Genomic DNA, 19,549 nt, shown 5'->3' with positions numbered 1-19,549 from the left:
CTGGTTACTCAGCTTTCGGTGCGGTGGGACTGTCGGGGTGCGCGCGAGCCGCGCCGCTGGGCGGGCTTGACCGGGAGCCTGCGCTCGTCGGTCTCCTGGGCCTCCTGGCGGGCGTCCCAGCGCTCGTACGCGTCCACGATCCGGCCGACCAGCTTGTGGCGCACCACGTCGGTGCTGGTGAGGACGGAGAAGTGGATGTCGGGCACGTCGACCAGGATCTCCTGGACGACCTTGAGGCCGCTGCGGGTGCCGCCCGGGAGGTCGATCTGGCTGGTGTCGCCGGTGACGACCACCCGGGAGTTGAACCCGAGGCGGGTGAGGAACATCTTCATCTGCTCGGGCGAGGTGTTCTGGGCCTCGTCGAGGATGATGAAGGCGTCGTTGAGGGTCCGGCCGCGCATGTAGGCGAGCGGCGCGACCTCGATGGTCCCGGCGGCCATCAGGCGCGGGATGGAGTCCGGGTCCATCATGTCGTGCAGCGCGTCGTACAGCGGACGCAGGTACGGGTCGATCTTCTCGTAGAGGGTGCCGGGCAGGAAGCCCAGCCGCTCCCCCGCCTCGACGGCCGGCCGGGTCAGGATGATCCGGTTGACCTCCTTGGCCTGGAGGGCCTGGACGGCCTTGGCCATCGCCAGGTAGGTCTTGCCGGTGCCCGCCGGGCCGAGGCCGAAGACGATCGTGTGCTTGTCGATCGCGTCGACGTAGCGCTGCTGGTTGAGGGTCTTGGGGCGGATGGTGCGGCCCCGGTTGGACAGGATGTTCGCGGTGAACACCTGCGACGGAGCCGGGCTGTCGGGGTCCTCCGCGGCACCGCGGAGCATGGCGATGGAACGCTCCACGGCGTCCTCCGTCAGGGGTTGGCCGGTGCGCAGCACCAGCATCATCTCGCTGAACAGCTGCTTGACGAGGGCCACCTCGGCGCGCTCGCCGGTCGCGGTCACCTCGTTGCCGCGGACGTGGATGTCGGCGGCGGGGAAGCCCTCCTCGATCACCCGCAGCAGCGAGTCGGCGGCGCCGAGCAGGGTGACCATCGGATGCTTCTCGGGAATGACGATCCGGGTGCTGACGCGGTCGTCGCCGGCCGTCTCGGGGCGCGGCTGTCCGTTGGTACGGGTCTGCGATGTGTCACTCATAGGTCGGCGCTGGGGCCTGCCTCATCCCATCCGTGTCTCAAAGTGCCGCTGGGTCTCTCCGGGGCACCAGGGTACGCCGCGCACGTGATCGCCGCGGCGGGCGGCGGGGCCGCACCCGAAGATGCTGCGGCAGAGCGCCCGGCCGGCGCGAGCGGTTTTCCGGGCTGCTCACCGCCGCGCCCGTCCCGCCGGCCGGGGCGGCTCATCGCCGCCGGGGAGGTACCGGTACCCGGGCGAGGTCCTCGGCAAGCACGATCGGGCCGTCGAAGTGCTCGCGGGCGTCGGCGAGGTGCCGGCCGAGGTCGGGGTAGCGCTGCGAGAAGTGGGTCAGCACCAGGGTGCGGGCGCCCGCCCCGGCCGCGACCCGGCCGGCCTGGCCCGCGGTGAGGTGGCCGTGGTCCTCGGCGAGCCGGGCGTCGGCGTCGGTGAAGGTGGCCTCGACGACCAGCAGGTCGGCGCCCTCGGCGAGCTCGTGCACGCCGTCGCAGAGCCGGGTGTCCATCACGAAGGCGAACCGCTGGCCGGGCCGGGGTTCGCTGACCTCGTCCAGGGTGACCCGCCGGCCGCCGGCCTCGATCGCGCCGTCCCGCTGGAGCCGGCCGGTGTCCGGGCCGCCGATGCCCAGGGCGGCCAGCCGTTCGGGCACCAGCCGGCGGCCGTCCGGCTCGCGCAGCCGGTAGCCGAAGGACTCGACCGGGTGCGAGAGCCGGACGGCCTCCAGCGCGAAGCGGGCGCCGGGGGCCGGCAGCGGGCCCGGCTCCTCGATCGGGCGGGGCCGCAGCACGGCCGTCTCGTGGAAGACGGTGGCGTGCCGCAGCCGCTCGAAGTACACCTCGCCGGAGGCCGGGAAGTAGACGTCCACCGGGTGCGGGACCCGGTCCAGGTTGATCCGCTGGATCACCCCGGCGAGGCCCAGGCTGTGGTCGCCGTGGAAGTGCGTGACGGCGATCCGGGTCAGCTGGGTGGCCGAGACCCCGGCGCGCAGCATCTGCCGCTGGGTGCCCTCGCCGGGGTCGAACAGCAGGCCCTCGCCGTCCCAGCGGAGCAGGTAGCCGTTGTGGTTGCGGTGCCGGGTCGGCACCTGGCTGGCAGTGCCGAGGACGACGAGTTCGCGCTGCGACACCCCTCAGACCATGCTCTCCGTCATCGTCCGGCCGCCGAGCACGTGGACGTGGGCGTGGAAGATCGTCTGCCCGGCGCCGGCGCCGGTGTTGAAGATCAGCCGGTAGTCCTCGACGCCCTCGTCGGCGGCGACCCGGCCGGCCTCGGCGAGCAGCTCGCCGGCGATCTCCGGCTCGGCACCGGCCAGCGAGGCCGCGTTCGGGTAGTGCACGTGCGGGATCACCAGTACGTGCACCGGCGCCTTCGGGGCGATGTCGCGGAAGGCGAGCACCCGGTCCGTCCTGCGCACCACGGTGGCCGGGATCTCGCCCGCCACGATCTTGCAGAACAGGCAGTCGGACTGCGGCTCGCCGGCCATCGGGTTCTCCTCGCGGGGTTGCTGGTGCTGGTCGGTGGTGCGTACGGCCGCATGCTAGCGCGTGTCCCCCGGGCCGGTGCGGGGTCCTCGGGCACCGGGGCGGGGCCGGAACGGCCGGCCGCCCTCCCCGCCCGCCGGGCTACCGCTGCCCGGGCACCGGCGGCGGGGTCCTGGCGGGACGCTCGGCGAGCGCCGCCAGGGCCAGCCGGACGCCCTCGGCGAGCTGCGGGTCCTCCCCCGCCGCCCAGGCGTGCGGCGGGAACGGCACCTCGACGTCCGGCTCCACCCCGTGGTTCTCCAGTCCCCAGCCGACCCGCTCGGACCAGAACGCGTACTTCGGCTGGGTCACCAGGGTGCCGTCCACCAGCGAGTAGCGGCTGTCGATGCCGATCACCCCGCCCCAGGTGCGGGTGCCGACCACCGGGCCGATGCCGAGCGACTGGATCGCCGCGTTGACGATGTCGCCGTCCGAGCCGGAGTACTCGTCGGCCAGCGCCACGACCGGCCCGCGCGGCGCGTCCTCGGGGTACGGCGAGGGGGCGGCGATGTCCCGGGCGACTCCCCAGCCGACGATCCGGCGGGACAGCTTCTCGATCACCAGCTGCGAGGTGTGGCCGCCGCGGTTGCCCCGGATGTCGACGATCACGCCCTCGCGGGCCATCTCCGCGCGCAGGTCGCGGTGGATCTGCGCCCAGCCGCTGGTCTGCATGTCGGGGACGTGCAGGTAGCCGAGCCGCCCGTCGGACAGCTCGCGGACGGCGGCCCGCCGCCCCTCCACCCAGTCGTGGTAGCGCAGCGCCTCGTCGTCGGCCAGCGGCACCACCACCGGGTGGCGCCGGTCGGTGCCGTCCTTGCCGGCCACGGTCAGCTCGACCGGCTGCCCGGCGGTGCCCGCCAGCAGCGGCGCCGGGCCGGTCACCGGGTCCACCGGGCGGCCGTTCACCTCCAGCACGGCGTCCCCCGGGCGGACGGCCGCGCCCGGGGCGGCCAGCGGCGAGCGGGCCCGCGGGTCCGAGGACTCGCCGGGCAGGATCCGGGCGATCCGCCACACCTCGCCGTCGCGGACCAGGTCGGCGCCGAGCAGGCCCTGCCGGCGGGCCGGCTCGGTGTGCGCCCCGTAGGGCACCACGTACGCGTGGGAGGTGCCCAGTTCGCCGTGCACCTCCCAGAGCAGGTCCACCAGGTCGTCGTGCGAGCCGAGCCGTTCCACCAGCGGCCGGTAGCGGGCCAGCACCCCGGTCCAGTCCACCCCGGAGAGGTCCGGGCGCCAGAAGTTGTCCCGCATCAGGCGGCCGTTCTCGTCGAACATCTGCCGCCACTCGGCCGCCGGGTCGACGGTCACCCGCAGCCGGGCCAGGTCGACGTCGATCTCGTCGTCCTCGCCGGACGCCTTGTGGTCGGCGGGCAGCACCCGCAGCTCGCCCTCGTCCAGCACCACCAGCCGGGTGCCGTCGCCGCTCACCGCGAAGCCGTCCAGACCGTCCACCAGCTGCTCCGCGCGGCGCTTGCGGAGGTCGAAGCGCTCCAGGGCGGGCCGCGGGCGGTCGTCCTCCAGCGAGGCCGCCTCGTCGCCCAGCTCGCCCACCAGCGGGACGCGCGTCCACAGCACGCCGTCCCTGGCGGCCCGCAGGCTGCCGAACCGGCCGCCCTCGACCGGGAACGGCACGATCCGGTCGGCGATGCCGTCCAGGTCGACCCGGGTCACCGGCGGGGCGTCGGCCGCGCCCTCGTCGCCGTCCGCCTTCCGGCCCCTGGGCTCGTCGTCCTCGCCGCCGACCGGGCGCCCGGACCGGCGGGGCCCGAACGGGGACGGCGTGTCGGCCGCCAGCGTGATCAGGTACGGGCGGCAGCCGTTCGGGAAGGACAGGTCGAAGACGTGCGAGTCGTAGACCGGGTCGAAGTTGCGCACCGAGAGGAACGCCAGGTGCCGGCCGTCCGCGGTGAAGGCCGGCGAGGTGTCGATGAACCGCTGCGGGGTCGCCTCGGAGACCGTCCGGGTGGCCAGGTTGGCCAGCACGATCTGGCGCAGGGACCAGGGCCCGAGGGCCGGCTGCGACCAGGCCAGCCACGCCGAGTCCGGGCTGAACACCAAGCCGTCGACCTCGCCGTTGGCGCTGTGCGCCAGCTCGTGCACGGCGCCGTCGGCCAGCTGGACCAGCAGCACCCGGCCGTCGTGCGCGGCGGCGGCCAGCTGCTTGCCGTCCGGGGAGACCACCAGCGCCCGGACCCGGCCCAGCCGCCCGGCGGCCAGCCGGCGGCGCTCGGGGCCGAGCACGGCGGGCGCGTACTCCACCGCGTCCTCGCCCTCCGCGTCGGTGACCCAGACCACGCCCTGGGCGCCGTCCTCGCCGACCGGGCCGGGCACCACGCGGGCGAGGCGGCCCCGCACCCCGGGGGTCTCGTCCAGGACGCGGGCCGGGCCCTCCCGGTGGGTCAGCCAGTGCACGGTGCCGCGCACCACGACGGCGCCGGCCCGGCCGGTGCGGTCGGGGGCGGCGCTCTCCAGCCAGTGGGCGGCGGACACCGGGCGGGGGCGGCGGCCGGTGCGCGGTCCGGACGGGCGCACGTCCAGACGGCGCGGCTCGGCGCCGTCCAGGTCGTCCAGCAGCCACAGGTCGCCGGCGGTGTGCCAGACCACCCGGGTGCCGTCGGTACTGGCGTTGCGGGCGTAGAAGCCCTCCGGGGAGGTGCTGTGGCGGCGCAGGTCGGAGCCGTCCGGGAGGCTGGAGTACAGCGCGCCGGCGCCCTCGTGGTCGGAGAGGAACGCGAGGCGCTCCCCCACCCACAGCGGCGACTCGATGTTGCCGGTCAGCTCCTCGTGCACGCGCTCGAAGGTCTCGGAGCCGATCCACAGCCGGCCGGCCCGCCCGCCCCGGTACCGCTTCCACCAGGCCGGCTCCACGCCGACCGCCGAGGCCAGCAGCACCCGGTCGCCGCCCGGCTCGAACGCCAGCCCGCCGACCGGCCCGTACGGCAGCCGCGCCGGCTCGCCGCCGTCCGGCGGCACCGCGTGCGCCCAGGTGCGGCGCAGCGACGCCTGTCCGGCGGCGGTGGTGGCGACCGGGCGGCCGTCCGGGGTCCAGCCGCGCAACTGGGTCCGGGCGTCGCCCCAGTGGGTGAGCCGGCGCGAGGGGCCGCCGTCCGCCGGCACCACGTGCACCTCGGGCGCGCCGTCCCGGGCCGAGGTGAAGGCGACGTGCCGGCCGTCCGGGGAGAACCGGGGGCAGCGGACCGGGACGTGGTCCGCGGTCAGCCGCCAGGCCCGTCCGCCGTCCAGCGGGGCGAGCCACACGTCGTTCTCGGCCACGAAGGTGATCAGGTCGCCGTGCAGGTGCGGGTGGCGCAGATAGGCGGCCACGGAGGTGCTCTCGGGTTCGCTCACACCGGTCACCCTAGGCACGGGGAAGTCCGCGCCGCGCCGGTTTCGGCGTACCGTGCCCCCGACGAACGACTCAGCTCCAGCGGCCGGTGCGGCCGAGCAGCAGCGCGCCGGCCGCCACCCCGGCGGTGGAGGTGCGCAGCACCGAGGGGCCGAGCCGGTAGGGCTTGGCGCCGGCACCGGCGAAGGCCGCCAGCTCGTCCGGGGAGACCCCGCCCTCCGGGCCGACCACCAGCACCAGGTCGCCGCCCGGCGGCAGTCCGGCACCGGCCAGCGGCTCGGCGCCCTCCTCGTGCAGCACGGCCGCGAACGAGGCGCCGAGGAGCACCGCGGACAGCTGCCGGGTGGTCATCAGGTCACGGACCACGGGGAAGCGCAGCCGGCGGGACTGCTTGCCGGCCTCCCGCGCGGTCGCCCGCCACTTGGCGAGGGCCTTGGCGCCGCGGTCGCCCTTCCACTGGGTGATGCAGCGCGAGGCGGCCCAGGGGATCACCACGTCCACGCCGACCTCGGTCATGGTCTCCACGGCCAGCTCGCCCCGGTCGCCCTTGGGCAGCGCCTGGACGACCACGATCCGGGGCGAGGGCTGCGGCTCGCGGCGCACGGCCGCCACCGTCACCTCGATCGCCTCCTTGCCGTGCACCGCGGTGACGGTGCCGTCCGCGCCGGTGCCGAGCCCGTCCGTCAGGGTGACCGCCTCGCCCGGCTCCAGGCGCTTCACGGCGGCGGCGTGCCGGCCCTCCGGCCCGTCCAGGCGCACCGTCGCGCCCGGCGCGGCGGCGTCGATCACCTCGGGGTCGGCGAAGAACACGGGCGCGGTCATGCGGGGAACCTCCGGGGCGGGCACGGGAACGGGGACGGGAGCCGGGACCGGCTGCGGGCTGCCGGCTGTTGGCGGCTGTTGGCGGCTGCGGAACGCAGCCGGGCCGGACGGCGGGGCGGGCACGCGAAAGGGGTGCCGAGGAAGCCTCGGCACCCCCCGCACCGGGACCGCTACCGGCCGTTGAAGGCGTCCTTCAGCCGGGAGAACAGCCCCTGCTGCCCGGGCGCGAACTGGCCGGCCGGCCGTTCCTCGCCGCGCAGCACCGCCAGGCGGCGCAGCAGGTCCTCCTGCTCGGGGTCGAGCTTGGTGGGCGTCTGCACCTCGACATGCACTATCAGGTCGCCCCGGCCGCCGCCGCGCAGATGGGTGATGCCCCGGCCGTGCAGCGGGATCGACTGGCCGGACTGGGTGCCGGGCCGGATGTCGACCTCCTCGACCCCGTCCAGGGTCTGCAGCGGCACCTGGGTGCCGAGCGAGGCCGCCGTCATCGGGATGGTGACCGTGCAGTGCAGGTCGTCGCCGCGCCGCTGGAACACCGTGTGGGTGGTCTCGGCGATCTCGACGTAGAGGTCGCCGGCCGGGCCGCCGCCGGGGCCGACCTCGCCCTCGCCGGCCAGCTGGATCCGGGTGCCGTTGTCGACACCGGCGGGGATCTTCACGGTCAGGGTGCGGCGGGCGCGGACCCGGCCGTCGCCGGCGCACTCCGGGCACGGGGTCGGCACGACGGTGCCGAAGCCCTGGCACTGCGGGCAGGGACGGGAGGTCATGACCTGGCCCAGGAAGGACCGGGTGACCTGGGAGACCTCGCCCTTGCCGCGGCACATGTCACAGGTCTGCGCGGAGGTGCCGGGCGCGGCGCCCTCGCCGCTGCAGGTGGTACAGGTGACCGCGGTGTCGACCTGGAGCTCCTTGGTGGTGCCGAACGCGGCCTCCTCCAGGGTGATCTCCAGCCGGATCATGGCGTCCTGACCGCGCCGGGTCCGCGAACGCGGGCCGCGCTGGCCGGACGCGGCGCCGAAGAAGGCGTCCATGATGTCCGAGAAGCCGAAGCCGGCCGCGCCCGCTCCGAAGCCGCCCGCGCCGCCCCCGCCGCTCGGCGACAGCGGGTCGCCGCCGAGGTCGTAGACCTGGCGCTTCTGCGGATCGGAGAGCACCTCGTAGGCGGCGTTGATCTCCTTGAACCGCTCCTGCGTCTTCGGGTCCGGGTTGACGTCCGGGTGCAGTTCGCGTGCCAGGCGCCGGAACGCCTTCTTGATCTCGTCCTGCCCCGCATCCCGTCGGACGCCGAGTACCGCGTAGTAGTCCGTGGCCACCAAATGCTCCGCTTGTTCCGCCTGTAAGAGTGCCTGCGACTTCGGCGCCCGTTAGATGTCTAACGCGCGGCCGTTCCTACGACTCGGCCAGGATCTGGCCCACGTACCGTGCCACCGCTCGCACCGCCCCCATTGTGCCCGGATAGTCCATCCGGGTCGGACCGATCACTCCCAGTTTGGCCACGCTCTCGTCGCCCGAACCGTAACCGACCGAGACGACCGAGGTGGAATTGAGCCCCTCGTAGGCGTTCTCGCGGCCGATCCGGACCGTCACCCCGGCGTCCGCGGTCTCACCCAGGAGGCGGAGCAGGATGACCTGCTCCTCCAGCGCCTCCAGCACCGGCTGGATGGTCAGCGGGAAGTCGTGGCCGAAACGGGTCAGGTTGGCCGTGCCGGCCAGCATGATCCGTTCCTCGCTCTGCTCGGCGAGCGTCTCGAAGAGCGTCGCCAGCAGCGTGGTCACCGTCGGCCGGTCGCCCGCCTCGAACAGCGCGGGCAGCTCCTCCAGCAGCCCCGGGACGTCCGGGAGCCGCTGGCCGGCCGCCCGCGCGTTGATCCGGGCCCGAAGGTCGGCCAGCAGCGTCTCGCCGACCGCGCCGGGGCAGTCCACCAGCCGCTGCTCGACCCGGCCGGTGTTGGTGATCAGCACCAGCATCACCTTCGCCGGAGCCAGTGCGACCAGCTCGATGTGCCGCACCGTGGAGCGGCTCAGCGAGGGGTACTGCACCACCGCGACCTGGCGGGTCAGCTGGGCGAGCAGCCGCACCGTGCGGGCGACCACGTCGTCGAGGTCCACCGCGCCGTCCAGGAAGTGCCGGATCGCGCGCCGCTCGGGCGCGCTCATCGGCTTGACCTCGGCCAGCTTGTCGACGAACAGCCGGTAGCCCTTGTCGGTGGGGATCCGCCCGGCGCTGGTGTGCGGCTGGTGGATGTAGCCCTCCTCCTCCAGCGCCGCCATGTCGTTGCGGACGGTGGCCGGGGAGACCCCGAGGTTGTGCCGCTCCACCAGGGCCTTGGAGCCGACCGGCTCCTCCGTCCCCACGTAGTCCTGGACGATCGCGCGCAGCACCGCGAGTTTGCGGTCGTCGAGCTGGCGAACCTCACCGGCCATGGGCACGCACCTCCGTCTCCACGCGTTGTCCGTTGTGACACGCCGTTGTGGCATGTGTCCGCATTCGAGCTGTGTCCGAGCTGTCCGACCGGCCCCGGAGGACCGCGCCCCTGGCACTCCGACCGCCCGAGTGCCAGAACCGTACCTGCCAGTGTAAGGCCCGGGTCCGACCGCAGGAACGGCCCGGCCGGAGTGATCCTGCCCGCAGTTCGCGGCGCGCGGGTGATGCCGGGGGCCCGCCCTGGTGGCAGCATCGGAAGCGGACGGCGAACGGAGGACCAGCGATGTCGAACCCGGGCCCGCACACCCGCTTCGCCCCCGACCGCGGCCTGACCGGCCGGATGGTGGGGACGATGTTCCTGATCGGGCTGCTCTACGTCGGATTCACCGGACTGCTGATCGTGCTGCTGCGCGGCGCCTGGCCGATCGTGGTCCTGATCTCCGGCGGCCTGTTCGTCGCCCAGTTCTGGTTCAGCGACCGGATCACCGAGCGGGCGATGGGCGCCCGCCGGGTCACCCCGGAGCAGTATCCGCAGCTGCACGGCACCGTCGACCGGCTCTGCGCCCTCGCCGACATGCCCAAACCCCGGGTCGCGGTCGCCGACAACGACATGCCCAACGCCTTCGCGACCGGCCGCAACCCCGCCAACGCGGTGGTCTGCGTCACCACCGGCCTGCTGCGCCGGCTGGAACCGGAGGAGCTGGAGGGCGTGCTCGCGCACGAGCTGTCGCACGTCGCCCACCGGGACGTCGCCGTGATGACGGTGGCCGGCTTCCTCGGCGTGCTGGCCGGCGCGATGACCAGGATCGCCATGTACGGCGGCTTCCTGGGCGGCGGGCGCAACAGCAACGACTCCAACGCCGCGATCGCCGCGCTGGTCGTCCCGCTGGTGTCGATCGTGGTCTACGCGATCAGCTTCCTGCTGACCCGGCTGCTCTCCCGCTACCGGGAGCTGGCCGCCGACCGGGCCGCCGCGCAGCTCACCGGCCGGCCCAGCGCGCTCGCCTCCGCGCTCACCAAGGTGACCGGGCAGATCGCGGCCATCCCGACCCGGGACCTGCGCCAGGCGCAGGCCTACAACGCCTTCTACTTCGCGCCCGCGCTGAGCGCCCGGGAGGCCGCCGGCGCGCTGTTCTCCACCCACCCGTCGCTGGAGCGGCGCCTCGCCCAGCTCGCCGAGATCTCCGCCCGGCTCGGCCGCTGACCGGCCCCCGCCGGCCGTCGAAGACTGCCCGAAAGGACCACCGTGGGAATCCTGGACGCGCTGTTCGGCCGCAGCAAACCCGTCAGGCCCGACCTCGACCAGCTGTTCGGCGTGCCGTCCGCCGCGCTCACCCTGGAGGCCGGAGCGGGCCTGCGGCCCACCGGTCTGGGCTCGGTCTGCTTCGCCTCGGTGGAGGGCGGGGCCTTCGACGAGGTGGAGCGGCAGGTCCGGGCGCTGCTCGACGCCGACACCGCGCGCGGCGGCGTCCCCGTCGAGGCGTCCCGGGACTCCTACGGCTACTCCTGGCTGCTCGCCCGGCACGCGCCCGGGGAGCTGCCGGAGCTGGTCAACGACCTGCACGCGGTCAACAGCGAGCTGGAGGCGCACGGCTTCGGCCCTCAGCTGCTCTGCTCACTGATCGGCTTCCGCGACGCCGACGGACGCCGGCCGCTGGCCCTGGTCTACCTGTACAAGCGCGGCACCTTCTACCCGTTCGCACCGGTGCCGGGCGGCGGGGAGAAGCGCGACAGCCCGCTGGAGCTGGAGGTCGGCGCGCTGCTCGGCGACGACCTGCGGCTGGAGAAGGACCTCGGCCGCTGGTTCCCGGTCTGGGGCGCGCCGGGCCTGTGAGGGCGGGCGGGTCCGTCCTCCCGCCCGGATCCGGTGGTGGACCCGCCGCCCACCGGCTGACGGCCCGTGGACTCCCGGGCCTCGTAGACTCCGTGGAATGCGCAGCCGCCAGTACGGACCCGACCTGACCCCGCCGTGGAAGAAGCAGGCCCCGGCCCCCGAGGTGCCCGCCGAGCGGGACCTGGTGGTGGAGGAGGCGGCGAGCGGCTTCTGCGGCGCGGTGGTGCGCTGCGAGAAGACCGCCGAGGGGTTCACCGTCACCCTGGAGGACCGCTTCGGCAAGCACCGGGTCTTCCCGCTCGTCCCGCGCGGCTTCCTGCTGGAGGGCCGGACCGTCACCCTGGTGCGGCCCGCGGCGCCGGCCCCCTCGCGCACGCCCGGCCGCACCGCCTCCGGCTCGGTCGCGGTGCCTGGCACCCGCGCCCGGGTGGCCCGGGAGTCGCGGATCTACGTCGAGGGCCGGCACGACGCCGAGCTGGTGGAGCGGGTCTGGGGCGACGACCTGCGGATCGAGGGCGTGGTCGTCGAGTACCTGGAGGGCGTCGACGACCTGCCCGCGATCGTCGCCGGGTTCGCCCCCGGCCCGGGCCGGCGCCTCGGCGTGCTGGTCGACCACCTGCTGCCCGGCACCAAGGAGCACCGCATCGCCGCCCGGGTCACCGGCCCGCACGTGCTGGTCGTCGGCCACCCCTTCATCGACGTCTGGCAGGCCGTGAAGCCCGCCTCGGCCGGCATCCCCGCCTGGCCGGCCGTCCCCCGCGGCGAGGACTTCAAACTGGGCACCTGCCGCCGCCTCGGCTGGCCCGAGGACACCCCCGCCGCCTGGAAGCGCATCCTGTCGAAGGTGGACTCCTACCGGGACCTGGAGCCCGAACTGCTGGGCCGCGTCGAGGAGCTGATCGACTTCGTCACCCTGCCGGACCAGGAGTAGGTCCGGAACTCCGCGGTGTCCAGGACGACCCCGAGCAGGATCCCCGTCAACCGGTCAGCGATGGCGGTCATGTGCGCGCTCCCTCCGACGGCTGACGCCACCGTCACGACGCTCAGTCCACCAGGTCACGCACCACCGCGTCGGCCAGCAGGCGGCCCTGAAGGGTGAGGGCGGCGCGGCCCCGTTCGTAGGGGACGGGGGCGAGGAGGCCGTCGGCGAGGGCGCGGTCGGCGGCCCCGCGGCCGGCGGTGGTGAGGAGGTCCAGGGGGATCCCCTCGGCGAGGCGCAGTTCGAGGAGGATCCGCTCGACCCGGCGGTCCTCGCCGGTGAGGCGCTCGCGGCCCTGGGCCGGGGTGCGTCCCTCGGCGAGGGCGCGGGCGTAGGCGGCGGGGTGCTTGGCGTTCCACCAGCGGACGCCGCCGACGTGGCTGTGCGCGCCGGGGCCGGCCCCCCACCAGTCGCCGCCGGTCCAGTACAGCTCGTTGTGACGGCAGCGGCCCTCGGGGGTGGTGGACCAGTTGGAGACCTCGTACCAGGAGTAGCCCGCGGCGCTCAGCGCCTCCTCGGCGATCAGGTAGCGGTCGGCGTGCACGTCGTCGTCGATCATCGGCAGCTCGCCGCGCCCGACCCGGGCGGCCAGCCGGGTGCCCTCCTCGACGATCAGCGAGTAGGCGGAGACGTGGTCGGGCCCGGCGCCGATCGCGGCGTCCAAGGAGGCCCGCCAGTCGTCGTCGGACTCGCCGGGGGTGCCGTAGATGAGGTCGAGGTTGACGTGCTCGAAGCCGGCCGCGCGGGCCTCGTCGACACAGGCCTCGGGGCGGCCGGGGGTGTGGTGGCGGTCGAGCAGCTTCAGCACGTGCGGGCGCGCGGACTGCATGCCGAAGGAGATCCGGTTGTAGCCGCCCTCGCGCAGCTCGGCCAGGTACGCCGGGTCGACGGACTCCGGGTTGGCCTCGGTGGTGACCTCGGCCCCCTCGGCGAGGCCGAACTCCTCGCGGATCGCGGCGAGCATCCGCACCAGGTCGCGGGCCGGCAGCAGGGTCGGGGTGCCACCGCCCAGGAAGACGGTGCGCACCGGCCCGGCGTCCCCGCCGAGGACCCGGCGGGCCAGCCGGACCTCGGCGACCACGTTGTCCGCGTACGTCTCCTGGGAGGCGACGGTGCCGGAGGAGCGCAGCTCCGTGGCGGTGTAGGTGTTGAAGTCGCAGTAGCCGCAACGGCTGGCGCAGTACGGGACGTGCAGGTAGAAGCCGAACGGCCGCGAGCCCAGCCCGTCGAGGGCGTGCGCGGGCAGGGAACCGTCGGACGGCACCGGTTCGCCGTCGGGGAGTGCGGAGGGCATGACCCCATTGTCCCGTACGGCCCGGGTGATCCTTCCGGGCCGTACGGACCGTGCGCTCCGGGCACCGGCCGCGGCCGGGATCAGGCCTCGTTGGCGCCCGCGTACATCGCGGTGACCGCGTCCGCGTAGGTCCGCTCCACCACCGGGCGCTTGATCTTCAGGCTCGGGGTGAGCTCGCCGTGCTCGACGTCGAGGTCGCGCGGCAGCAGGTGGAACCTCTTGATCGTCTGCCAGCGCTGCAGCTTGCCGTTGAGCCGGGTCACGAAGCCCTCGATCAGCTCGCGGGTCGCCGGGTCGGCGACCACCTCGGCGTAGGACCTGCCGGCCAGGCCGTGCCCGGCGGCCCACGGCATGATCACCGACTCGTCCAGGCCGATCAGCGCGGTGCAGTAGTTGCGGCCGCTGCCGATCACCAGGATGTTGCTGACGAACGGGCAGGCCGCCTTGAACCGGCCCTCGACCTCGCTCGGCGCGACGTACTTGCCGCCGGAGGTCTTGAACAGGTCCTTCTTGCGGTCGGTGATCCGCAGGAAGCCGTCCGGGGACAGCTCGCCGATGTCCTCGGTGTGGAACCAGCCGTCCGCCTCCAGCACCTCGGCGGTCTTCTCCGGCAGGTTGTGGTAGCCGCGCATGACGCCCGGGCCGCGCAGCAGGATCTCGCCGTCGTCGGCGATCCGGACCTCGGTGCCGGGCAGCGGGCGGCCCACCGTGCCGACCCGGACGTCCTCGGCCCGGTTGACGCAGGAGCCGGCGCTGGTCTCGGAGAGGCCGTAGCCCTCCAGGATCGGCACCCCGGCGCCGACGAAGAAGTAGCCGATCTCCGGCGCCAGCGCGGCGCTGCCGGACACCGCCCCGTTCAGCCGCCCGCCGAACGCGGCCCGGATCTTCGCGTACACCAGCCGGTCGGCGAGCGCGTGCCGCAGCCGCAGGAGCGCCGGGACGCTCTCCACCCCGGTACGCACCCGGCTCTCCTGGGCCGTCCGGGCGTACTCCCGGGCGGTGCGCGCCGCCCACAGGAAGATCCGGTACCTGGCGCCGCCCGCCGCCCGGGCCTTGCCGGCGATGCCGTTGTAGACCTTCTCGAAGATCCGCGGTGCCGAGGCCATGATGGTCGGCCGGATCACCGGCAGGTTGTGGATGATCCGGTCCACCCGGCCGTCCACCGCCATCACGTGCCCGGTGGCGATCTGCCCCGAGATCAGCGTCTTGCCGAACACGTGGGACAGCGGCAGCCACATGAACTGCACGTCGTCGGCGCCCAGCAGCCCGCTCGCCTCCTGGGCCCGCCCCTCGTACGCCCAGCAGTCGTGCACCAGCCGCACGCCCTTGGGGCGGCCGGTGGTGCCGGAGGTGTAGATCAGGGTCGCCAGCTGCTCCTTGTCGAGGGCGGCGACCGCCTCGTCCACCGCGTCCGGGTGCGCGGCCAGGTACTCGGCGCCCAGCCCCTCCAGCTCGGCGAAGGTGAGCACGCGCAGCCGGCCCGCGTCGGGCGGCCCGTCCGGCGCGTCGAACAGGATCACCGTCTCCAGTCCGGGCAGCCGGTCCAGTTCGGCGACCACCTTGTCCAACTGGGCGGTGTTCTCGGCGAACAGGGCCCGGGAGCCGGAGTCCGAGAGGATGAACGCGGTCTCGTCGGCGTTGGTGCTCGGGTAGACGGCCGTGGTGGCCGCGCCCGCGCACATGTTGCCGAGGTCCGCGAGGATCCACTCCAGCCGGGTGGAGGCGGCCAGCGCCACCCGGTCCTCGGCCTCGATGCCCAGCGACAGCAGCCCGGCGGCCACGGCGTGCACCCGGACCGCGGTCTGCGCCCAGGTCAGCGACCGCCACTGCTCGGCACCGGGGGTGCTGTCCGCCGCGTGCTCGTCCACCGGGACCGGGAAGCGGTAGGCCTCACCGGCCGGGGTCAGCGCGACCCGCTCCTGGAACAGGTGGGCGACGGAGGCGGGGCGCCCGGCGACGATGTCGGTGCGGCCGGAGTCGATCAGGGACTGCGCGGAACTCAACGAGGACCTCCGGAAGCGGGTGGCCGTCTGGAAGATGCGGCGTCCGTGGGGGCGGCCGCCGGCCCCGTGGACAACCGGAACGGTACCGGCGAGTAACAACGAGGGCTGCCAGCAGCCTAGGGGGAAACCGGTCATTCCGTAAGAGGGCGGGCCGGGTCGGCACTCTCCCGACCGCCCGGTGCCCGGCACCACGACGCCCACCGGAACGTTCGGCAAAGGACTGGACAAAGATCCGGCTCGCTTGCCCGGAATCTCCTGAACAGCCGCCCCGAAGCACGAGAATCGGGATGCCAAAGCCGCCGCCGACGACAAGAGTGAGCCAGTGCTGATCAGACTGCTCAGGGCGTACCTGCGCCCCTACCACCGACCGATCACCGTGCTGGTGCTCCTCCAGCTGGTTTCCACCCTCGGGCTGCTCTACCTGCCCGCGCTCAACGCCGACATCATCGACGACGGCGTGGTCAAGGGGGACACCGGCTACATCCTGCGGGTGGGCGCCGTGATGATCGGTGTCACGCTCCTCCAGACCCTCTGCTCCATCTGCGCCGTCTACTACGGGGCGCGCACCGCCATGGCCGCCGGCCGCGACCTGCGGGCCGCCGTGTTCGACCGCGTCCAGGGCTTCTCCGCCCGCGAGATGGGCCAGTTCGGCGCGCCCTCGCTGATCACCCGCACCACCAACGACGTCCAGCAGGTCCAGATGCTGGTCCTGATGTCCTTCACCATGATGGTCTCCGCCCCGATCATGTGCGTCGGCGGCATCGTCATGGCCCTCAACCAGGACGTGCCGCTCTCCGCGCTGCTGCTGGCCGTCGTACCCGCCCTCGGCGCCGTGGTCGTCGTCCTGGTCCGCCGGCTGCGCCCCCTCTTCCGCGGCATGCAGGAGAAGATCGACACCGTCAACCGGGTGCTGCGCGAGCAGATCACCGGCATCCGGGTCATCCGCGCCTTCGTCAAGGACGACCACGAGCAGAACCGGTTCGCCGGCGCCAACGAGGACCTCACCGGAGTCTCCCTCCAGGTCGGCAAACTCATGGCCTACCTGTTCCCCGCCGTCATGCTCGTCGTCAACGTCTCCAGCGTCGCCGTCCTGTGGTTCGGCGCCCACCGGATCGACAGCGGCGACATGGAGATCGGCGGGCTGACCGCCTTCCTCTCCTACCTGCTCCAGATCCTCATGAGCGTCATGATGGCCACCTTCATGTTCATGATGGTGCCGCGCGCCGAGGTCTGCGCCGAACGCATCCAGGAGGTGCTCGGCACCGAGTCCAGCGTCGTGCCGCCCACCGACCCGGTCACCGAGGTGCTGCGCCGCGGCCACCTCGAACTGCGCGAGGTCGACTTCCGCTACCCCGGCGCCGAGGCCTCCGTGCTGCGCGGCATCGACATCACCGCCCGCCCCGGCGAGACCACCGCCGTCATCGGCTCCACCGGCAGCGGCAAGTCCACCCTGCTCGGCCTCGTCCCCCGGCTCTTCGACGCCACCTCCGGACAGGTCCTGCTCGGCGGCGTCGACGTCCGCCGACTCGCCCCCGCGACCGTCTCCGAGAGCGTCGGCCTCGTCCCGCAGAAGCCCTACCTGTTCTCCGGCACCGTCGCCAGCAACCTCCGCTACGGACGGCCCGACGCCACCGACGAGGAACTCTGGCACGCCCTGGAGACCGCCCAGGCCAAGGAGTTCGTCGAACGGCTCCCCGAAGGCCTCGACGCGCCCATCGCCCAGGGCGGCAGCAACGTCTCCGGCGGCCAGCGCCAGCGCCTGGCCATCGCCCGCGCCTTGGTCCGCCGGCCCGACATCTACCTGTTCGACGACTCCTTCTCGGCGCTCGACTACGCCACCGACGCCCGGCTGCGCAAAGCGCTGGCCCGCGAGACCTCCGAGGCCACCGTCGTGATCGTCGCCCAGCGGGTCTCCACCATCCGCGACGCCGACCGGATCATCGTCCTCGACGAGGGCGCCGTGGTCGGCACCGGCACCCACGGCGAACTCATGGCCGGCAACCCGACGTACCGGGAGATCGTGCTCTCCCAGCTCACCGAGCAGGAGGCGGCGTGACCAGCCCCGACAAGCCCGCGCCCCGCCCCGACAAGACGGCCGGCGGCGCCCCGGGCTCCGCCGGCACCGGCGGCGGACGCCCCCCGGGCGGCGACTCCCAGGCCGCCGCCGCCCGCCGCGGCCCCGCCGGCCCCGGCCGCTTCATGGGCGGCCAGGGCGCCGAGAAGTCCATGGACTTCAAGAACTCCGGCAAGCGCCTGCTCAAACTGCTGCGCCCCGAACGCGCCCTCATCGCCGGCGTCCTCGCCCTCGGCACCCTCAGCATCGGCGCCGCCATCGTCGGCCCCAAGATCCTCGGCCACGCGACCGACCTGATCTTCGCCGGCGTCGTCAGCGCCCGCTTCCCCGCCGACACCTCCAAGCAGCAGATCGTCGACGGCCTGCGCACCGGCGGCGAGGGCGACGTCGCCAACCTGCTCTCCTCCGTCGACTTCACCCCCGGCCGGGGCATGGACTTCGGCGCCATCGGCAACGTGCTGCTCTGGGTCCTCGCCGTCTACGTCGCCTCCGCCGCCTTCGGCGTCGTCCAGGGCCGCCTCGCCGCCCGCGCCATCCAGCGCGCCGGCTACCGGCTGCGCCAGGACACCGAGGCCAAGCTCGCCCGCCTGCCGCTCAGCTACTTCGACAAGCAGCCCCGCGGCGAGGTCCTCAGCCGGGTCACCAACGACATCGACAACATCAGCCAGACCATGCAGCAGACCATGGGACAGGTGGTCAACTCGCTGCTCACCGTGGTCGGCGTGCTCGCCATGATGTTCTGGATCTCCTGGCTGCTCGCCCTCATCGCGCTGATCGCCGTCCCGCTCTCCGTCATGGTCGCCACCCGGGTCGGCAAGCGCGCCCAGCCCCAGTTCGTCCAGCAGTGGAAGTCGACCGGTCAGCTCAACGCGCACATCGAGGAGATGTACACCGGCCACGCCCTGGTCAAGGTCTTCGGCCGCCAGCGGGAGTCCGCCGAGACCTTCCGCGAGCACAACGAGGCGCTCTACGCCGCCGGCTTCAAGGCCCAGTTCATCTCCGGCATCATCCAGCCCGCGATGCTGCTCATCGGCAACCTCCAGTACGTGCTGATCGCCGTCGTCGGCGGCCTGCGGGTCGCCGGCGGCGCACTGTCCATCGGCGACGTCCAGGCGTTCATCCAGTACTCCCGGCAGTTCAGCCAGCCGCTCACCCAGGTCGCCAGCATGGCCAACCTGGTGCAGTCCGGCGTCGCCTCCGCCGAGCGGGTCTTCGAACTCCTCGACGCGCCCGAGCAGACCCCCGAACCGGCCATGCCGGAGCGTCCCGACACCCTGCGCGGCCGGGTCGTCTTCCAGGACGTCGCCTTCCGCTACGACCCCGACAAGCCGCTCATCGAGGACCTCTCGCTCAAGGTCGAGCCCGGCCAGACCGTCGCCATCGTCGGCCCCACCGGCGCCGGCAAGACCACCATGGTCAACCTGCTGATGCGGTTCTACGAGGTCAGCTCCGGGCGGATCACGCTCGACGGCACCGACATCGCCGCGATGTCCCGCGAGGAACTGCGCTCCGGCATCGGCATGGTCCTCCAGGACACCTGGCTGTTCGGCGGCACCATCGCCGACAACATCGCCTACGGCGCCGAGGGCGCCACCCGCGACCAGGTCGTCGAGGCCGCCCGCGCCGCCCACGTCGACCGTTTCGTGCGCACCCTCCCCGACGGCTACGACACCGTCATCGACGACGACGGCACCGGCGTCAGCGCCGGCGAGAAGCAGCTCATCACCATCGCCCGCGCGTTCCTCGCCCAGCCGTCGATCCTGGTCCTCGACGAGGCCACCAGCTCCGTCGACACCCGCACCGAGGTGCTCATCCAGCGGGCCATGGCCAGGCTGCGGACCGGCCGCACCAGCTTCGTCATCGCCCACCGGCTCTCCACCATCCGGGACGCCGACGTCATCCTCGTCATGGAGAGCGGCTCCATCGTCGAGCAGGGCGGGCACGACGAGCTGATCGCCGCCGACGGGGCCTACGCCCGGCTCTACAAGGCGCAGTTCGCCGAGGCCGTCGCCGAGGTCGAGTAGCCCCGGGGGCGGGGGGACCGGGGCGGCCCGCCGCCTTCGGGGCGGCCCTCCCGGGTCCCTTTCCCGACCACCGGCGAGCCCGGGGCGGACGGCACCGGACC

The 19,549-nt window shown here is 73.7% G+C and carries 14 protein-coding genes; 5 read left to right on the top strand and 9 right to left on the bottom strand.

The features are described 5' to 3' along the window. Positions 1–8 precede the first annotated feature (8 nt). The 7 genes from ACFCX4_RS12940 to hrcA all read right to left on the bottom strand — a co-directional run bounded on the left by ACFCX4_RS12940 (position 9) and on the right by hrcA (position 9,239). Positions 9–1,133 (bottom strand): PhoH family protein, encoded by a 1,125-nt coding sequence (locus tag ACFCX4_RS12940; protein WP_376141399.1) that lies wholly within the window; start codon positions 1,131–1,133, stop codon positions 9–11. A gap of 202 nt (positions 1,134–1,335) precedes the next feature. Then, positions 1,336–2,256: a ribonuclease Z gene (locus tag ACFCX4_RS12935; RefSeq protein WP_376141397.1), complete on the bottom strand. Its 921-nt coding sequence runs from the start codon at positions 2,254–2,256 to the stop codon at positions 1,336–1,338. 3 nt (positions 2,257–2,259) lie between these two features. Continuing rightward, positions 2,260–2,613: a histidine triad nucleotide-binding protein gene (locus ACFCX4_RS12930; protein WP_376141396.1), complete on the bottom strand. Its 354-nt coding sequence runs from the start codon at positions 2,611–2,613 to the stop codon at positions 2,260–2,262. A gap of 139 nt (positions 2,614–2,752) precedes the next feature. Continuing rightward, positions 2,753–5,995, bottom strand: a complete 3,243-nt coding sequence (locus tag ACFCX4_RS12925) for a PDZ domain-containing protein (RefSeq protein ID WP_376141394.1) — start codon at positions 5,993–5,995, stop codon at positions 2,753–2,755. A gap of 70 nt (positions 5,996–6,065) precedes the next feature. After that, positions 6,066–6,815, bottom strand: coding sequence for a 16S rRNA (uracil(1498)-N(3))-methyltransferase (locus ACFCX4_RS12920; RefSeq protein WP_376141392.1), 750 nt, complete (start codon positions 6,813–6,815; stop codon positions 6,066–6,068). 170 nt (positions 6,816–6,985) lie between these two features. Continuing rightward, complete coding sequence (gene dnaJ, locus ACFCX4_RS12915) at positions 6,986–8,128, bottom strand: molecular chaperone DnaJ (protein WP_376141390.1); 1,143 nt, start codon at positions 8,126–8,128, stop codon at positions 6,986–6,988. Between the two features lie 76 nt (positions 8,129–8,204). Continuing rightward, positions 8,205–9,239: a heat-inducible transcriptional repressor HrcA gene (hrcA, locus tag ACFCX4_RS12910; protein ID WP_376141388.1), complete on the bottom strand. Its 1,035-nt coding sequence runs from the start codon at positions 9,237–9,239 to the stop codon at positions 8,205–8,207. A 284-nt stretch (positions 9,240–9,523) separates the two neighbouring features. On the opposite strand from hrcA, the gene htpX reads away from it, so the two are divergent. The 3 genes from htpX (at position 9,524) to ACFCX4_RS12895 (ending at position 12,005) form a co-directional block, all read left to right on the top strand. Beyond that, positions 9,524–10,444, top strand: a complete 921-nt coding sequence (gene htpX, locus ACFCX4_RS12905; protein ID WP_376141386.1) for a zinc metalloprotease HtpX — start codon at positions 9,524–9,526, stop codon at positions 10,442–10,444. Positions 10,445–10,486: 42 nt separating this feature from the next. Further along, on the top strand, positions 10,487–11,074 hold the full coding sequence (locus ACFCX4_RS12900; protein ID WP_376141384.1) for a hypothetical protein: 588 nt from the start codon (positions 10,487–10,489) through the stop codon (positions 11,072–11,074). Positions 11,075–11,171: 97 nt separating this feature from the next. Continuing rightward, a complete protein-coding gene (locus ACFCX4_RS12895) occupies positions 11,172–12,005 on the top strand; it encodes a DUF3097 domain-containing protein (protein ID WP_376141382.1) in 834 nt (277 codons plus the stop codon). Positions 12,006–12,117: 112 nt separating this feature from the next. On the opposite strand, the gene hemW is transcribed toward ACFCX4_RS12895, so the two are convergent. Both hemW and ACFCX4_RS12885 read right to left on the bottom strand, forming a co-directional pair. Further along, a complete protein-coding gene (hemW, locus tag ACFCX4_RS12890) occupies positions 12,118–13,347 on the bottom strand; it encodes a radical SAM family heme chaperone HemW (RefSeq protein WP_376141380.1) in 1,230 nt (409 codons plus the stop codon). 80 nt (positions 13,348–13,427) lie between these two features. Then, on the bottom strand, positions 13,428–15,350 hold the full coding sequence (locus ACFCX4_RS12885) for an AMP-dependent synthetase/ligase (RefSeq protein WP_376141378.1): 1,923 nt from the start codon (positions 15,348–15,350) through the stop codon (positions 13,428–13,430). A 322-nt stretch (positions 15,351–15,672) separates the two neighbouring features. Between ACFCX4_RS12885 and ACFCX4_RS12880 the strand changes: the two genes are divergently transcribed. After that, positions 15,673–17,406 carry an ABC transporter ATP-binding protein gene (locus ACFCX4_RS12880; protein WP_376141376.1) on the top strand — a complete coding sequence of 578 codons (1,734 nt, stop codon included), beginning with the start codon at positions 15,673–15,675 and terminating at the stop codon, positions 17,404–17,406. Positions 17,407–17,549: 143 nt separating this feature from the next. Next, positions 17,550–19,448, top strand: coding sequence for an ABC transporter ATP-binding protein (locus tag ACFCX4_RS12875; protein WP_376141425.1), 1,899 nt, complete (start codon positions 17,550–17,552; stop codon positions 19,446–19,448). The last annotated feature ends 101 nt before the right edge of the window (positions 19,449–19,549 follow it).

Origin of the sequence: Kitasatospora sp. NPDC056327, assembly GCF_042261735.1 — a bacterium.
Taxonomy (GTDB): domain Bacteria; phylum Actinomycetota; class Actinomycetes; order Streptomycetales; family Streptomycetaceae; genus Kitasatospora.
Note: the sequence above shows the minus strand (reverse complement) of the source record. Positions and strands in the feature narration are given on the sequence as shown.

What these genes read in the sequence shown, in the direction of transcription:
- ACFCX4_RS12940 (WP_376141399.1), bottom strand. Translation starts at nt 1,133, where the DNA reads ATGAGTGACACATCGCAGACCCGTACCAACGGACAGCCGCGCCCCGAG.
- ACFCX4_RS12930 (WP_376141396.1), bottom strand. Translation starts at nt 2,613, where the DNA reads ATGGCCGGCGAGCCGCAGTCCGACTGCCTGTTCTGCAAGATCGTGGCG.
- ACFCX4_RS12920 (WP_376141392.1), bottom strand. Translation starts at nt 6,815, where the DNA reads ATGACCGCGCCCGTGTTCTTCGCCGACCCCGAGGTGATCGACGCCGCC.
- hrcA (WP_376141388.1), bottom strand. Translation starts at nt 9,239, where the DNA reads ATGGCCGGTGAGGTTCGCCAGCTCGACGACCGCAAACTCGCGGTGCTG.
- htpX (WP_376141386.1), top strand. Translation starts at nt 9,524, where the DNA reads ATGTCGAACCCGGGCCCGCACACCCGCTTCGCCCCCGACCGCGGCCTG.
- ACFCX4_RS12895 (WP_376141382.1), top strand. Translation starts at nt 11,172, where the DNA reads ATGCGCAGCCGCCAGTACGGACCCGACCTGACCCCGCCGTGGAAGAAG.
- hemW (WP_376141380.1), bottom strand. Translation starts at nt 13,347, where the DNA reads ATGCCCTCCGCACTCCCCGACGGCGAACCGGTGCCGTCCGACGGTTCC.
- ACFCX4_RS12875 (WP_376141425.1), top strand. Translation starts at nt 17,550, where the DNA reads ATGGGCGGCCAGGGCGCCGAGAAGTCCATGGACTTCAAGAACTCCGGC.